Here is a 16,574-nt window from a genome sequence, read left to right on the forward strand (position 1 = left end):
CGCGTGCCCGAACCCGCAACCGTCTGGATCTTCCATGGTGATGGGGCACGCTTCGCTGGCGGCGTCTTCACGACCGAAGCGAGCGCGCGGGAGTGGATCAGCGGGAATCGGCTGAATGGTGTCCTCACCGAGTACCCGCTCGACGTCGGCGTCTTCCACTGGGCGATCCGCGAGGGCCTCACCAACATGAAGCCCGAGACGCTCGCCGCCAAACGGGACGACCCGCGCTTCATCGGCGGATTCACCACCGCATCGCAGCGGCACGTCCACTTCGTGGACGGGTCGGCGAACTGACGCGCGCTGCCCGATGCCCCCCGGTGACGATTGGCGTCACCTACGCGAAGGGTAGGATCGAGGCGGCATGGCGTTGATAGTCGCCGTACGGTTTCGCACACCACTGGGGTGGTCGACCACGAAGAAGTACCGGAGCAATCCTCCACCCCGACGAGTCGCGAGCTCTTGAGCAGTCTCCCGGGCAGGAGGCTCGTGGTGGCGACGCGCCGGCGAACGTCCCGCCGCTGGAGGAGTCACCGCCCGGGCCAAGCACCGATTGCTGCGGTACTTCTTCGTGGTCGACCACCCCAGTGGTGTGCGACTCCGTACCGCCCCATGCTGAACCATCGCTCTGCACTCGCTGCACTCCTGTTCGTCCCGCTCGCCGCCTGCGGGGGTGATGAGGCCCCGACCAGCGCGACCGACTCGCCCGTCCCGACGCCGTCCGCAGCCGCTGCAAGGTCCGAAGCTGACGGCGCCACCACGTCGGCCCCATCCACCACGTCGACCGAGCCAGCGAAGACGACCCCCGACAACGCCGAGCCCGCCACCCCGCCCACCCCCGCCGTCCTCATGGAGGAGCACAGGGTCACCGACCCGGCGCGCCGCAACATGGTCGCGTACCGCCTGCTCGTCCCCGACGACTGGACCCTCGAGGGCGGCGTCACCGCGGTCGGCCCGGCGTTCCACATGATCCCGACGATCAGCGACGTGACGGTGCGCGCACCCGACGGACGCGGCGTGCGCTTCTGGGGCATGCTCGAGTACGGCTGGGCGGACGGGCTGTACGGCGAGCTCGGCATGCCACACGAAGGTCGCCCGTTCGTGCCGATCCCGCGCACGCTCGGCGAACACTGGCAGCGCATGTTCGAGGCCTTCCCCGCGGACGGCGTGACGAACCTCGAGATCGTGTCCGAAGAAGTGCTCCCCGAAGCGACCGAGCAACTGCGCGAACAGCTCGCACCGCTATACGCGAGCACGCAGCAGGAGAACGCCCAGCTGTACGGCACCGGTCGCACGAAGGAGTTCGACGCAGAAGCGCGGCTGCTCGTGATCCGCTACGACCACGAAGGACGCCGGATCGAGGCGACGATCTTCGCGACCGTGCGCCGCGCCATCTACCGCTATCCGAACGGCGCGATCTCGGCCGCCATGTGGAACCTCGATCACATGTACGCCGTGTTCGGACCGGTCGGCACGGATCCGACGAGCGACCCGGTGTTGGCGGCCATCGTGCGTTCGAGGCGCGTGGATCCCGCCTGGCAGGAAGCGATCCAGCGCTGGTACATGGAGCGCAATCGCCAGCTCGTCGCCGAAGGGATGGCGAAGGTGGCGGCGGCCGCGCGCTCGGCGGCGGTGACCCGCACGAGCCAGTCCCAGGACGTGCTCGACATCAGCTTCCAGGGCTGGAAGGACCGCAACGCCGCGAGTGACGCGGGCCAGTCGGCGTCGGTGCTCGGCATCCGCGAACACACCACCTACGTCGAACCGGGCGGCGGCACCGTCGATCTACCCAGCCACTACAACAACGTGTACACCGACGGGCTGGGCCACTACGTCCTGCACGACGACGCGAACTGGCAGATCAACACCGACCCCGCGTGGAACGGTCGGGATTGGCAGCGGATCGAGGCGCAAAGGTAGGCATGCGGCGCCGTACCCACTCGGTGCCGCGCTCCAACTTGCCCTCCAGCGGTGCGAGCGTGCCTCGCATGGTCGGCGTCCGAGGCACCGTCAATGCACTCCACGTATCCGGGACCGGATGAGACGGCGCAGCGTGTGCGGTACTCCCGGTCCGTCGACAGGCCACTTGGTGAGAAGCACGAATGAGGGCGTCGTACCGCGAGGCACTGCGGGCGATCCGGGTCGGCTGACCGAGAGGCCGCGGGCGCCATCGATCACCATCCGCGCCACCACAGCCGCTACCAGCGAGGACCCGAACAGGGCGAGCCGACGACGCGTGCGCTAGCATCCCCCCTCGTTCCCTCCAGCCCCTCGCTCGCATGCTCCGCCCCACGGCCCTGCTCGCCGCGCTGCTCGTCACCCTCGTCGGCGCCCCCACCCACACGGCTCACGCCCAATCCGCCCTCACCTCGCAGTCCGATCTGCGCGCGCCCGCGGGCCAGTGGCAGACGATCGGCGGCGGGCCCGATCGTTCGCGCGCGACGCACACCGAGGTTCCGCGCCAGGCCCCGGCCCAGCAGGTGTTCGTCGTCGAGACCGGCGACACGCTCGTGGGCGAGCCGCTGTTCAACACCGAGGTGCTCGTGCTCGAGACCCGCGTCGCACGCGGCGAGCACCGGATCACCGTCTACGACCTCGAGACCGGTGAAGCCGTCGCCGACCGCGACTTCGAGGTCCGCGACGGCTGCTTCCCCCACCTCAAGGGCGACGTCCTCGTCCTGCGCTCCGCGATCGACCAGCTCAACGCGTTCGAGCTCAGCACGAAAGGCCTGCGCCGACTCGCGACCTACAGCGCCGACAGCGGCTTCGTCGGCGCACCCTTCGTGGTCGGCGACGACGTCTTCGTCGGTGAGGGCGCGAGCATCCTGCGCCTCGACGGCCGCTACCTCCGGGAGCGCGAGGCGGCGCGCTATCCGAGCCGAGAGTACGGCTCGGTCGTCAGCGCGCTCTACATCGACAGCGGGCCGTACGCCGACCAGGGCCGACTCTCGATCGGGTTCCTGACGTCGAACGACCACGGCGCCTCCGGTCGACCGATGGCCGCCGCCTTCGACCCGCTGCGCTCGGAAGAGCCGGTCGTCACGTCGCGCTACCAGGACCGACTCCGAATCGCATTCCGCGACTCGTGGCCGAACCTGCAGCAGATCGTCGTGTCACCGTTCCAGGGCGGTCTGATGTTCTGGAGCGAGGACGGCATCGACGAGATCGAAGGCAACCTGATCAGCGGGATCGGCTACGACGGTGACGGCGATCCCATCGAGGGAGCGTTCGTCACACGCTACCCCGTGGCCGCGCGCGACTCGTCGGTCATCGGCCATGTGGATGCGGGCGACGAGGGCCAAGGCGTCTTCCTGGTCGAACACTCGCGCAAGAGCTTCGGCCGCCGCACGGCCACCGAGATCGGCATCTGTGGCCCGGGCCTCCACGAGCACCTGCTGCCACTGTTCCGCGGTGCCACCTGGGGCCGGGACGTGGTGCTCCTCGCCGGCCGCGCCTGGCACCCCGAGACTGGGCGGGTGCTGTGGCACGTTCCTGCGCTGGAACGTGCTGCGCTCCTCCCGGCCGAACAGGGCGTGGTGGCGGTCTTCGACGACGGTCGCGTCGAACGCTGGCGCGTGCGTCCGTTCGAGTCCGAGGCGACGGCGAAAGGGGCCACCCGATCCGCCACCGACGAGCAGGACGTGGAACCGTTCGACGGCGTCCTCGTGCGCTCCGACGGCGAGGTCGATCCGGGCACGTACGCGATCGTGGGTGGCAACGTCGTCGAGATTCGCGGCACGAAGGAGCGCGACGTGGCCGCGGCGGACGTGTGGTTCCTGGGCGCAGAGGACGGGACCGTCCACCGGCTCGGCGCCGCGCGCGCGGTCGGGCCGGGCATCGACGCCGTGGTCGGAGCTCTCGAAGCGCGCGAGTTCTCACGCTATGCGAACGCGGCCGAGCGCTCGAACGATCCGGATCGCATCACGCGCGCCATCGCTCGCGGCCAGCGCATCGGCGAGGACGTGGACGACCTCGTCGAAGAGCTCGCGCAGTTGCGGGCGAAGCCCGAGTCGGTGAGCTCGAAGCAGGCCGAACGCTTCGACGAGTACGAGTCGCAGTTCTCGAAGACGCGCTTCGACACGTGGGTGCGCGCGCTCGCTTCGGTTCGTCCGGACGAGGCGACGTTCGACGCCGTGCACCAGGCCATGCTCGTGGCGATGCTCGACCGCTCGGTCGGTCTGGAAGACGTGCGCCGCGACGTGCAGGCGCTCCTGCCCGAGGGCATCGATCTTCCGCTGCGAGCCGATCTGCGCGACTGGCTCGCGTTCGCGCGCTCCACGAGCGCCCACACGATCCGCGTGGTCGAGCCGCCGCCCGAGGACCAGGCCACGATGACCTGGGAGGAGCGCCGTTTGGGCATGGCGACCGCGTGGGGCGGCGACGACGTCGTGGGCTTCGAGAGCGAGAACCTGTTCGTGATCTCGTCCCTCGACCAACCGGGCGCGATCGCGACGTGCGTGGCGGTGGGCGAACACGTGTGCAGCCTTCTGGAGGGGCTGTTCGCGGGAGGCGAGCACGCGCGCAGCGCCGAGCACCGCATGGTGGTCTACCTGTACGAGTCCAAGTCGCAGTACTTGAAGCAGAGCTCCGGTGGTGACCAGCGTGTGGCGACCGGACTGTCGTGGACGGCCGGTCACTACGATCCGCAGACGGGTGTGGTGCGGCTGTTCCTACCGGCCGGCGAGGGCGACTGGGAGAGCGCTCAACAGACGTTCCGCCACGAACTCGCCCACCAGTGGATGTCGGAGCGCTGTCCCGGCATTTCGGACGAGCAGTCGAAGCAGCTGAGGACCGATCAGGACGGTTTCTGGATCGTCGAGGGGTTCGCGTGTTTCGTGCAGGACTTCCGCGTGGACGAGAGGCTGGGCGTGACCGGCGAGCTCGACTCGCGCAGCAACCTCCTCGACGTCGTGGCGAACGCGTCGGCCGACGTGCTCCTGCCCTGGGACATGCTGACCGAACTCAAGCAAGCGCGTCGCATGGGCTTGTTGATGATCGAGCCGGCAGCGATCGCGCTGACGTGGAGTCTGGGCCGCATCATGCCGGTGGACGGGATGGGGCTGTTCTACGCCCAGTCCAATGCACTGGCGTCGTTCCTCTACCACGGTGAGAACGGGAAGTACCGCGACGCCTTCATCGAGTACACCCTCGCCTTCTATCGCGGCACGGAAGGCATGGACTTCGAGAAGCACTTCGGACTGTCCCCGAGCGAAGCGGGCCGGCTCGCGGTCGAACACGCTCGGACCGTGGTCGGCCGCGACTGAGCTTTCCGTCCTACGGTGTCGCACACCACTGCGGAGGTCGACCCGACAGAAGTACCGGAGCAAAGTGACTCACCCGGCGAACGGCGACCCGTCGGGGCGTGCAGGACTCGCGACCAGAACGGCCTGCAGGGCTCGGCCCGTCCAGCGTCCTGGTGGAGCCGCCAGCCCGTTCGAGCGCCGATTGCTGCGGTACTTCCTCGTGGTCGACCACCGCTGTGGTGTGCGACACCGTATGGAGTCGTCAGACCCGACCCACCCGCAACGCGAGCGGCCAGCACACGAGGCGCCGCTCGTCGAGCCCCCAAGCGGCGTCGAACTCGGGCCGTAGCGCCGCGACGGGATCCTCGCCGCGCGCGTCGATGAAGCGGCGCACGCTCGACCAGGTGCCCAGGTAGGCGAGCAGTTGCTCGAGCGTCCACTCGAGCTCCATCGCGAATTCGGACGTCTCGACGCGCTCGAACGGGAACGCCAGCTTCGCGTAGCCGTCCTCCACGTGGATGCGCTCGGGCGGCCAGTAGCTCCCGACCACAGCGCGGTACAGGTGGCGCACGACGGCGTCGACGGCGGGCTCGACTGTCATCAGGTCGTAGCTCCACTCCGCCAGGATCGCGCCCGGCCTGGCGACGCGGCGCACCTCGGCGTGGAAGGCATCGATGTCGAACCAGTGGAGCGCCTGGGCGACCGTGACGAGATCGACACTCGCGTCGTCGAGCGGTGAACCTTCCGCGCGCGCTTCCAAGTACGTCACCCGTGGGTGCGGACGCGCGGCGGCGAGCTGCTCCGCGCTGGCGTCGGTGGCGACGACGCGCTGCATGTGCTCGGCGAGCGCGCAGGCCGACTGTCCGCTCCCCGCCCCCACGTCCCACGCGAGGCCGCACGCGGGAACGATCGACGCGAGGTGCGCGAACAACTCGGCCGGATAGGTCGGCCGCGCCTTGGCGTAGTCCGCGGCGTGGCCCGAGAAGTGGTCGGGAAAGTCGGCGTCGAGGGCACCGGTTGCAGCGGGATCGGACGGCATGTGGGCGATCCTAGCGCGACGTCGAACCGCCATCAGCCGCTGCCCGTTCCGACTCCCCATTGGCGATCGACGCCGTGCAGCGGTGGCACGGGCCGCGGCTCTTCCTTCTCGCTGCACGGAACAGCCCATCCTCGATGCCGAGTCGAATGCCCCTCGTTCCGCAACGCGGGCAGCGCAGCGACCACTGCAGCGCGTTCATCACGACGATGCCCGTGCCAGCGCAGGCGAAGATCCAGGGCCTCGGGTCGGCGAGGTGCTCCGCCGTCCAGGTCCATGGCTGCAAGCAAACGGCGACGAAGAGCGCCTGGAGCAGCGTCCCGACGACGAGCAGCAGAACGTCCCAGCGCGGACCCGGCTTCCACACCAGAACCACCCCCGTCCCCGCCACGAAAACGACCCAGACCAGGAGGATCCTGCCCACGTACTGGAGCTGGTCGAAGTCGGCCGGAGCGAGTGCCTCGGAGTTCATGCGCTTCGATACGCGGTGGACGGCGTCGGCATTCGACGCGGCTCGACGACGACCGCCGTCACTCCGGCACCGCGATCCTCTCGCCCTCGCGCTCGAGCGTGACCACGCCGTCGACCGTTCGCACCTGCACGACGTCGTCGGCCGCGAGCGTCGCCACGACCCTCCCGTCGAAGAACAGCTCGAGGCCGCGCACTTCGACCGTGTGGCCCGCCGTCTCGTAGACGGGTCCGCGCGCCGAGCCGGTGACGATCAGTGCCACATCCGCGTCCGGCGGGTCCGAACAGGCGGCTGGAATCAACAGCAGCCCGGCGAACAGCGCGCTGCGGAACGGGTGGACGGCCATCGGATCGTGGGCGGCGTGCATGGCCCCGATGTTAGGCCGCGATACGGCGCGCGATACGGTGTCGCACACCACTGCGGTGGTCGACCCGACAGACGGCGATACGGTGTCGCACACCACTGCGGAGGTCGACCCGACAGAAGTACCGGAGCAGAGTGACTCACCCGACGAACGGGGACCGGTCGGCGCGTGCAGGACACGCGACCAGAGCGGCCCGCAGGCCCGGGCCCGTCCCGCGTCCTGGTGGAGCCGCCAGCCCGGCCGAGCTCGGATTGCTGCGGCACTTCTGTCTGGTCGACCACCGCAGTGGTGTGCGACACCGTACGGGTGGGAGCCCGCCCCCCGTCGCGCCTCATTCCGGGACATTCCTCCGAGCTGATCGGCATCGGCGACGTTGACGGGCCGGACGAGGTCCAGACTGGGCCCGTCCACGCCTCGAACCGACCACGCACGACCATGCTCGATCAAGACTTCCGCGACCGACAGTTCCGCGCTCTCGCCCTCGCCCGCCCCGCCGCCAGCAGCAGCGCCCTCGCCGTGCCGCGCTCGCTCGCCGCCCCGCGCCTCGCCGCCGCCGTTCTCGCGGCCTGCGCCGCCGTCCTCCTGCTCGCCTCGAGCGCGCGCGCCCAGGGCCACGAGATCGGCTTCGTCGAGGACTTCGCGCTGGCGACCGACCGCGCGGCGATCCTCGGCCAGCTGATCCCCGGCACGGAGGACTTCTACTACTTCCACGCGCTCGAGGCCCAGCACATCGGCGACCTCGACGCGGTGCCCGCGCTGCTCGAGCAGTGGCGCGAACGGCACGGTCGCACCTGGCGCCACGACATGATCGAGCAGCGCCAAGCGCTCCTGCTCTTCGGCCGCGACCCGGGACGCACCTACCGCAGTCTGGTCGACGAGCTCGACCTCAGTTTCTCCCACCAGCCGCTCATCCCCGGCGAGCGGGATCCCCTGCCGACCGCGCTCGATGCCGACCTGGTGTCGCGCGCGGCCTTCGTTCGGCGCGCGCTCGAACAGCACCAGCGCGACACGGACGGCTTCCGCACCCACGCGCTCGCCGACCTCGTCACCGGCCGCATCGAAGGCGTCGACCTGGACGACCGCCGCCTCGACAGCCTCCTGAACCGCCTCGATCGCACCGACCTTCCCGGCCTCCCGGCGTTGGTCGTGCGGCACCTCGACGAGAAGCGCGGTCGTCGCTTCGGAACGCTCGCCCTGCACGCGCAACTCACGCTTCCCCAGCTCGAGGAGTGTGCGCGACTGCGACCCGATCTGCTCACCAGCGCCGAGTTCGTGAACACGTGGCTGGCACGACTCGCCCCCGGCGTGCACGAGGACGTGGCGCGCGATCCCGCCGTCCGCGCCGCGCACCTCGAACGGCTCGACGCGTTCACGCGCCGCCTCGGCCCGGCGTTCAACTCGCTGCGCGCTCAGGTCCTCTTCCACCGCCTGCGGTTCGACCTCTCCCAGGGTCGCGTCGACCGCGAACGCCTGCGCAGCTACCTGACCCTTCCGCACCGCTACAGCTTCGCGCCGCGCCCCCTGCGCGAACGCCGCGCCGGTGACGCCAACGCCGTCGCCCTCGGCCAGCAGTACGCGCACGGCCTGCCGCGCATCGCGAGCGACGAACCGCTCGTGCGCGCCTGCCTCGCGGCGCTGTTCGTGGACGCCGACTCGTTCTCGAGCTTCGAAGACCTGATCGACAGCGACTGGCTCGCGCGCTGGTTCGCCGAGGTCAAGATCACGAACGCGACGGGCGACGAATCGGCCGCCGACCGCGAGCGCTGGTACTCGCTGCTCGACGATCCGACCTACTACGAACAGCTCGAGCGGCGCGTGGACCTCGAGTTCCCCGCCACCCAGAACACCTTCTTCGCGGCCGACGAGCCGGTCTCGATCGCGCTGGACGTCAAGAACGTCGAGACCCTGATCACCAAGGTCTTCCGGATCGACGCCGTCGACTGGTACGCGGACGAGGGCCGTGAGGTGGGCCCGGACATCGACCTGGACGGACTGGTCGCAGGGATCGAGCGCACCACGACCTTCGACGCGCCGGCCCTGCGCCGCGTGCGCCGCACCTTCGACTTCCCCGAGCTCGCCGGTCCCGGACTGTGGGTCGTCGAGTTCATCGGCAACGGCTCCGCCAGCCGCGTCGTCGTTCGCAAGGGCGACCTCGAGACCAGCGAACGCATCGGCGCGGCGGGTCACGTCTTCACCGTCTTCGACGAGACCGGACAGCGCCGCCCGGACGCGCAGATCCAGTTCGGCGGGCGCCGTTTCGCCGCGGACGAGCGCGGGAACGTGACGATCCCCTTCACGACCAGCCCGGGGAGCCGCCGCCTGGTGGTGATGGCCGGCGAGCGCACCGCGTTGGCCACGTTCTCGCACCGCGCCGAGGACTACGCCCTCGAGGCCGGCATCTTCGTCGAGCGCGAGGAGCTGCTCGAAGGACGCAACGCGAGCATCCTCGTGCGTCCCCGCCTGCGCCTCTCCCAGGGTGGACCGGCCGCCCTCGAACTGCTCGAGGACGCCGTGCTCGAGATCTCCGCCCGCGACGTGGACGGGACGCTGACCTCGACGAACGTGCGCGACGTCGAGTTCGACCTCGCGTCCGAGTTCGTGCACGAGATCGCCGTTCCCGAGCGCCTCGTCAGCCTGACCGTCGCCCTGAGCGGCACCGTGAAGAGCGCGACCGGCGGAGAGGACCAGCGGCTCACCGCCACCCCCGTCACCTTCGAACTGAACGGGATCGAGTCGGCGAACCGCACCGCCGGCGGCCTGCTGTCACGCAGCGCGAGCGGCTTCCACCTCGACATGCTCGGCAAGAACGGAGAAGCGCGCCCCGCCCTCGTGGTCAACGTGCGCCTCGACCACGCCGACTTCACGGACACGTTCGAGGTCCAGCTCGAGACCGACGCGAACGGCCGCATCGATCTCGGCCAACTGGACGGGATCACGCGCATGACCGCCACGACCCCGACCGTCGGCACCCACCTCTGGACCCTCGACGAAGCGCGGCGCACCCTGCCGGCGACGGTGCACGGGGTGGCCGGCGAGACCCTGCGCGTCCCCCACCCCGGCGGCGCGACGACCCTGTGCCGCGAGGACGTGTCGTTGGTCGCCCTGCGCGCCGGCGTCCCGCTGCGCGATCGTTTCGAGGCGGTGAGCCTGCGTGCGCGCTACTTCGAGCTGAACGGCCTCGAGCCGGGCCAGTACCGCCTGCGCTTCACGCGCGAGAACTGGTCCATCGAAGTCCTCGTCGCGCCCGGCGTGCGCGACGACGGCTGGTCGCGCGGCGGCCCGCTCGCGCTCGAGCTGAGCCGCACGCTCCCGCTCCAACTGGTGGCTCTCGCGCCCGAGGGCGACGACATGGTCGTGCGCATCGGCGGCGCGACCCCGACGACGCGCGTGCACCTGTGGGCCACGCGCTACCTGCCCGCCTACGACGGGTTCGACCACCTGTACCTCGCGCCCACCGACACCGTGGACGGTTTCGACGTGGGCGCGCCGCGGTCGGACTTCAACGCCGAGCGCGACATCGGCGACGAGCTGCGTTACATCCTCGAACGCCGCCTCGCGCGCATCTTCCCCGGCAACATGCTGCGGCGTCCGGCGCTGCTGCTGAACCCGTGGGACATCGGCCTGTCGAGCGAGAACTTCAACGACGCCATCGGCCTCGGAGGCGGTGCCGGTGGTGCGAGCGGCAAACTCGGTGGTCGCCGCGGCGGTCGTGCCGCAGACCGTTCGCAGCAGCAGGACGAGTACTCGGCCTGGACGAACGTCGACTTCCTCCCGCGCGGCGCCGTGGTGCTCGCCAACCTCGTGCCCGACGCCGACGGAGTCGTGCGCGTGCCGCTCGCGAACCTCGGAAGCGGGCAACACGTCCACGCGGTGGTCTGCGACGGCAACGACACCATCAGCAGCTGGGTCGCGCTCGAACAGCTGCCGTTCGAGCCGCGCGACCTGCGGCTGGTCGACGGCCTCGACCCCGCGGCGGCCGTCGGTGAACGTCGCTCGATCGACGTGCTCGCGGCGGGCGAAGTGGCGACGATCGCGGACCGCTCGACGGCGCGACTGCAGAGCTACGGCTCGCTGGCGGAGGTCTTCGAACTGCTGCGCACCCAGTCCGGAGACGACGACCTCGCGACGTTCGAGTTCCTCGTGCGCTGGCCGAGCCTGACGCGCGAGGAGCAACTCGCGAAGTACTCCGAGCACGCCTGCCACGAGTTCAACTTCTTCGTCCACGAGAAGGATCCCGCATTCTTCGACGAGATCGTGCGCCCGTACCTCGCGAACAAGCGCGACCGCACGTTCCTCGACCACTACCTGCTCGACGAGGACCTCGGCGAGTTCCTGGATCCGTGGGCGTTCGAACGCCTCAACGTGCTCGAGCGCATCCTCCTGACCCGGCGGATCACCGAGCGCACCGAAGCGGGTCGCCGGCACGTGCGCGACCTGTTGGCCGCGCGCCCGAACGATCGGAGCCTCGTCGATCTGCACTTCCGCGGCGCACTCGCGGGTCGATCGCTCTCGGCGGACGACAAGCTGGCGCGCCCCCGCGGACCCGAAACGGCGAGCGCGAATGATCGCTGGGCGCAGGACGGCGGCGGAAGCTACCGGGGCGCCGGTGACACGGTCCCCCCGGGCCGCGGCATTCCCCCGTCCGCCCCTCCCGCCGAGGATCCGGCGGCGGCGCTGCGCGAGTTGAAGGACGAGCTCTCCGCCGGACTCGAACTCGAGGAACAGGAGCGCATGCTCGAGGGCCTCGGCTACATCGGTACGGACGCCGACACGCGCGCGAACTCGGACGGGTTCTTCCGCCCGCTCGACGCCACGCGCACCTTCGCCGAGCACAACTACTACCAGCGCCTGATCGCCGAGCACACGGCCGACCTGGTCGGCATCAACCGCTTCTGGGCGGACTTCGCGGTGCACGTGGAAGGCACGCCGTTCGTCTCGCCGCACGTCGTCGAGGTAGCGAGCCACGTCAACGAGATCCTGCTCGCCCTGGCGCTGCTCGACCTGCCGTTCGACGCCGCGGAGCACGCGATCGTCACGAGCGCAGGGTCCCTGACGCTGACGGCCGCCTCGCCGCTGCTCCTGGTCCGCCAGGAGCTCGCGAGCCTGCCGCGCGCCACCGATCCGGCGCCGATCCTCGTCAGCCAGAACGCCTACCGACTCGACGAGCCGATGCGCTGGGTCGACGGTGTGGCCCGCGACGCCTTCGTCACGGACGAGTTCCTGACCGGCGTCTCCTACGGCTGTCGCGTGGTGGTCACCAACCCGACCTCGTCGCCGCGCGAACTGGAGATCCTCCTGCAGATCCCACGCGGCGCCATGCCGGTCCAGGGCGGATTCGTCACGCGCGGCGTGCCGATCGCGCTGGCCCCCTACTCGACGACGACCTACGAGTACGCGTTCTACTTCCCGACGACGGGCGAGTTCGTGCAGTACCCGGTCAACGTCAGCGAGGACGAAGCGGTGATCGCGAGCGCCGACGCGCGGACCTTCACCGTGCGCGCCGAGCCGACCGTCGTCGACACCACGTCGTGGGAGTACGTGTCCCAGCGCGGCACGCTCGAGGACGTCCTCGCGTTCCTGTCGACCGCGAACCTCGAACGGATCGACCTGTCGCGCGTGGCTTGGCGCATGCGCGACCGCACGAGCTACGACGCGCTGATCGACGCCCTGCGCGAGCAGCTCGCGTTCGACGGCACGCTGTGGTCCTACGGCCTCTACCACAAGGAGGATCGCACGGCGTCCCAGTACCTGGCCCAGCGCCCCGACTACCTCCGACGCCTCGGTCTCTACCTGGACTCGCCGCTGGTGCAGCTCGATCCGGTCGAGCGCCGCACCTACCAGCACCTCGAGTTCGATCCCCTCGTTAACGCGCGCGCGCACCAATTCGGTGAACGGCGCAAGATCCTCAACGACGACGTCGCGCGGCAGTACTTCGCGCTGCTCGACCGCCTCTCGCAGAAGCCCGCGCTCGACGCGGACGACCGACTCGAGGTCGTGCACTACCTGATCCTCCAGGATCGGGTCGCGGACGCTCTGACGCTGTTCGGAGCGATCGATCGGAACCAGATCGATGCGACCCTGCAGTACGACTACATGGCGGCCTATCTGGACTTCTTCGACCAGGACCTCGAGGTGGCCCGCGAGATCGCCGAGCGCTACCGCGACCACCCGGTCGCGCGCTGGCGCGAACGCTTCGCGCAGGTGCTCGCGCAGGTCGTCGAGGTCGAGAGCGGCGCCTGGCGTACGGATCTCGTCGACGGCGACCGCGATCAGCGACAGACCGCCCTCGCGGACCGCGAACCCGCGCTCGACCTCGCCGTCGAAGGTCGCACGGTGCGTCTCACCCACCAGAACCTCGAGGAGGTGACGGTCGGTTACTACCCGATGGACGTCGAGGTGCTGTTCTCGTCGAGTCCGTTCGTGCAGGGCGGCGCGGGCGGGTTCAGCTACGTGCAGCCGCTGCGCAGCGACGTGCTCGCCCTCGCGGCGGACGGCGCGACGACGAACTTCGAACTGCCCGCCGAGTTCCGCAACTCGAACGTCCTGATCGAGGTGCGCGCCGGTGCAGTGGTGCGACGCGAGACCGTCCTCGCCGGTTCGCTGCAGGTCCAGTGGATGGACAACTTCGGCCAACTGCGCGTCTCGAGCTCGGAGACCGGCGAAGCCCTGTCCAAGGTCTACGTGAAGGTCTTCGCGAAGGAGGCTGACGGCAGCGAGCGCTTCCACAAGGACGGCTACACCGACCTGCGCGGGCGCTTCGACTACACCTCGGTCTCGGGCGACAACGCGAGCGGGGCGGTGCGCTTCGCGGTGCTCGTGCTCTCCGACGAGCACGGCGCCGTGGTGCGCGAGCTCGATCCGCCGACGCGCTGAGTCGTCGGCACGCGAAGTTCGAAGAACGAGCGGCGCGCTCGGAACGTCGGTTCCGAGCGCGCCGCCCACGTCTCACGCCAGGCCTAGAACAGGTCCCAGTCGCCGAACTGGTTGCCGAACGTCAGGAAGACCGCGAACTCGCCCGGGCTCGTCAGGCCGACGCCGGCGAACGCGGGGCCGACGACCGAGTCGAGCGCCAGGAACAACGACCCCGACGGCCGCAGGTCCTTCAGCTCGATCTGGTCGCGACGGTTCCAGACGTTGCCGATCTCGAGCGAGCCGCCCACGTACCACTCGAGCGTGCGCGGCTCGAGCTGCGGCTGGGCGAACGCGCGCCAGAACGCGACGCGACCCAGGGCCGCGTGGGCTCCGCTGATCGAGTCGCGTCCGAGTCCCGACAGGCGCAGGAAACCGCCCAGGTCGAACGTGTTGGCCAGTGCTCCCTGTTGGTCGAGCGCCGTGGCGTACTCGATGCCGGCGAGCAGCGTCGTGCGCCCGCGGCTCTGGGCGTGGTCGAGCTGCATCTGGATGAACTGCTCGTCGTCGCCCGACAACAGCCCCACCGGCGCACGGTAGACGACGCGCCCGATCCAGCCCTTGCTGGGCAGCGCGAGCGAGTCCATGGTGTCCACCTGGAGCTCGCCGCGCAGGAAACCCTGGGAGACGCTGGTCGTGTCGAACATGCTGGGATCGCCGATCGCGAGGTCGAAGTCGGCCGCCTCCTTGACCAGACCCACGCGCAGCTCGCCCCACTCCCCGAGCACGCGTCCGACGTCCAGTCGCAGACCGATCGCGCGTCCGTCGAAGGCCGCCAGCACCCGTTCATCCTCCGTCAGGTTGACGCGCTTCAGTTCGATCTCCGCACCCGGTGCGATGAACCACCGCGCCTCGTCGTCGATCGGCTGGTAGTACTCGGAGAACAGGAGGACGCTGCTGCCGACCTCGATCCGGTTGCGCCACTCGGCGCCGTGACCGTCGAGGGGCCGGATCGCGAAGGCGCCGCCCACCACGAACGTGGCGTCCTTGCCGAAGACACCTTCGAACGCCGCTCCGGCGCGCGGGTTCCACTGGGCGTCGCTCGCCGGCAGACCCTCGAGGAGGATGTCCGCGGTCCCGTCCTCGCGCTGCTCCCAGGACAGGTCGATGCGGTCGTGGTAGTCGAGGCCGTACAGACCGAGCAGGTCCTTCGAGAGCTGTTCGCGATCGAGCGGTTGGCCCGGTTCGCTGCGCACGCGCGCACGCAGCACCGCATCGTCGAGACCCGTGTGGTCCTCGAACCGGACCGAGCCCAGCACGGGCAGGACGGGACGCCGTGCGTGCCGCTCCTCCACGTGGCGCTGCCAGGCCTCTTCGTCGAGCGCGAGCGGAGCCAACCTGTGGCGCACGGCCATCACGGCCTGGCGACCCGCGTCGATCGCGTCGGCCGCGGTCCGCAGGTCGTCCTCGTCGACGCCCTCGAGTCGCGGCACGAGGTGGATGTCCTGGGGGCGCAGCGCCGCGATCGAACGACGGCGGTTCGACTCGCCCGCGAGCAGTCCCGCTTGGGTGGCGGCGGTCACGAACGAGTCGAGGCGCTCGGCGCGGCCCAGGTCGAGCGCGCAGTCGATGACGATCAGGGTCTCGCAACCGGCATCGAGCCCGAGGCGCACGGGAACGGGATCGACGAGCGCGCCGCTCGCGAACTGCTGCTCGCCGATCTGCACGGCCGGGAACCAGCCCGGGGTCGCGAGGCTCGCCACGATCGCCGCCGACACGTCGCCCGACGAGAACACGACGCGGTCGCCCTCGAGCATGTCGGCGGCCACCGTGCGGAACGGGATCGGGAAGTCGTCGAAGTTCTCGGTGCCGGCCAACTCGACGGTGGCGCTCGAGAGCAGCCATGACAGCCAGCGCGTGCGACTGACGCCGTCCGCGAGGCCGAACCCGTCGGGTCCGAACGCGATCGGCAGATCGACCAGGAAGTCGCGGTCCACGGTGCGCTGCCGCCAACTCATCGACCGCCGCAGAACCTTGCCCGACAGCGCGTCGACCCAGGGCGGGCTGTAGACGAGCGCGTGGACCTCGACCGCCGGGAGGCCCGCCGCGTACAGACCGCCGATCAGGGCGCCCATCTCGCTGCCGGCCACGAAGTCGACCGGGACCCGCAGTTCCTCGAGGGCTTCGAGCGCCCCCACCTGGGCGAGCGAGTGCGCGCCGCCCGAACTGAGCACGAGGCCGACCCGCGGTCGCGCCGGAGCCACGACGGCGCTGGCTGCCTCACTTCTCGTCGTTTCCTCTGCGGCCGTCTGGCCCTCGGAGGCACCGTCCTGGCCCGAGGCCCCACCCACCCACGGCCCGATCAGGGCGACGAGGCAGAGGGTGAACCGGGAGATGGGGTGCGAAGCATGGTTCCGGGAGCGTCTCGGGGCGGGCATGGGCGGGAGGGTAGCGGAGAGACGGACCGCGGCCCGGCGAAACCGCGCGTCCACCGACGGCGAACTCCAAGGGACCCCTGGGGTCCTCGCCGCGATGCACGCTCATTCCACCTATCCGACGGGACGCTCTGTCGCCGACCCAGGCGGCGCCCGTGGCTTGGTCGAGGCGGCGACCCGG

At 70.1% G+C, this 16,574-nt stretch carries 8 protein-coding genes; 4 read left to right on the forward strand and 4 right to left on the reverse strand.

Going from position 1 to position 16,574, the window contains the following annotated elements:
- The first annotated feature begins 3 nt into the window (after positions 1 to 3).
- The 3 genes from Pla163_RS12340 (at position 4) to Pla163_RS12350 (ending at position 5,261) form a co-directional block, all read left to right on the forward strand.
- Entirely contained in the window at positions 4 to 294 is a 291-nt protein-coding gene (locus Pla163_RS12340) for a DUF7710 domain-containing protein (protein ID WP_419185880.1), read from the forward strand.
- Positions 295 to 846: 552 nt separating this feature from the next.
- On the forward strand, positions 847 to 1,917 hold the full coding sequence (locus Pla163_RS12345; RefSeq protein ID WP_145188678.1) for a hypothetical protein: 1,071 nt from the start codon (positions 847 to 849) through the stop codon (positions 1,915 to 1,917).
- A gap of 359 nt (positions 1,918 to 2,276) precedes the next feature.
- Entirely contained in the window at positions 2,277 to 5,261 is a 2,985-nt protein-coding gene (locus Pla163_RS12350) for a PQQ-binding-like beta-propeller repeat protein (RefSeq protein ID WP_145188681.1), read from the forward strand.
- A gap of 241 nt (positions 5,262 to 5,502) precedes the next feature.
- Here Pla163_RS12350 and Pla163_RS12355 read toward each other — a convergent pair whose 3' ends face one another.
- From Pla163_RS12355 to Pla163_RS12365, 3 genes are read right to left on the reverse strand one after another with little or no spacing between them, the layout of a single operon-like run.
- The gene (locus Pla163_RS12355) at positions 5,503 to 6,279 is read right to left on the reverse strand and encodes a class I SAM-dependent methyltransferase (RefSeq protein ID WP_145188684.1); all 777 of its coding nucleotides are present in this window, start codon (positions 6,277 to 6,279) and stop codon (positions 5,503 to 5,505) included.
- A gap of 10 nt (positions 6,280 to 6,289) precedes the next feature.
- Entirely contained in the window at positions 6,290 to 6,748 is a 459-nt protein-coding gene (locus Pla163_RS12360) for a hypothetical protein (protein ID WP_145188687.1), read from the reverse strand.
- A gap of 58 nt (positions 6,749 to 6,806) precedes the next feature.
- Complete coding sequence (locus Pla163_RS12365; RefSeq protein WP_145188690.1) at positions 6,807 to 7,112, reverse strand: hypothetical protein; 306 nt, start codon at positions 7,110 to 7,112, stop codon at positions 6,807 to 6,809.
- Positions 7,113 to 7,544: 432 nt separating this feature from the next.
- Between Pla163_RS12365 and Pla163_RS12370 the strand changes: the two genes are divergently transcribed.
- Positions 7,545 to 13,982, forward strand: a complete 6,438-nt coding sequence (locus Pla163_RS12370; protein ID WP_145188693.1) for a transcription antitermination NusB family protein — start codon at positions 7,545 to 7,547, stop codon at positions 13,980 to 13,982.
- A gap of 83 nt (positions 13,983 to 14,065) precedes the next feature.
- Here Pla163_RS12370 and Pla163_RS12375 read toward each other — a convergent pair whose 3' ends face one another.
- Positions 14,066 to 16,222 carry a patatin-like phospholipase family protein gene (locus Pla163_RS12375; protein ID WP_419185881.1) on the reverse strand — a complete coding sequence of 719 codons (2,157 nt, stop codon included), beginning with the start codon at positions 16,220 to 16,222 and terminating at the stop codon, positions 14,066 to 14,068.
- Between the last annotated feature and the right edge of the window lie 352 nt (positions 16,223 to 16,574).

The sequence above is a fragment of the Rohdeia mirabilis genome (assembly GCA_007750655.1).
Taxonomy (GTDB): Bacteria; Planctomycetota; UBA1135; order UBA1135.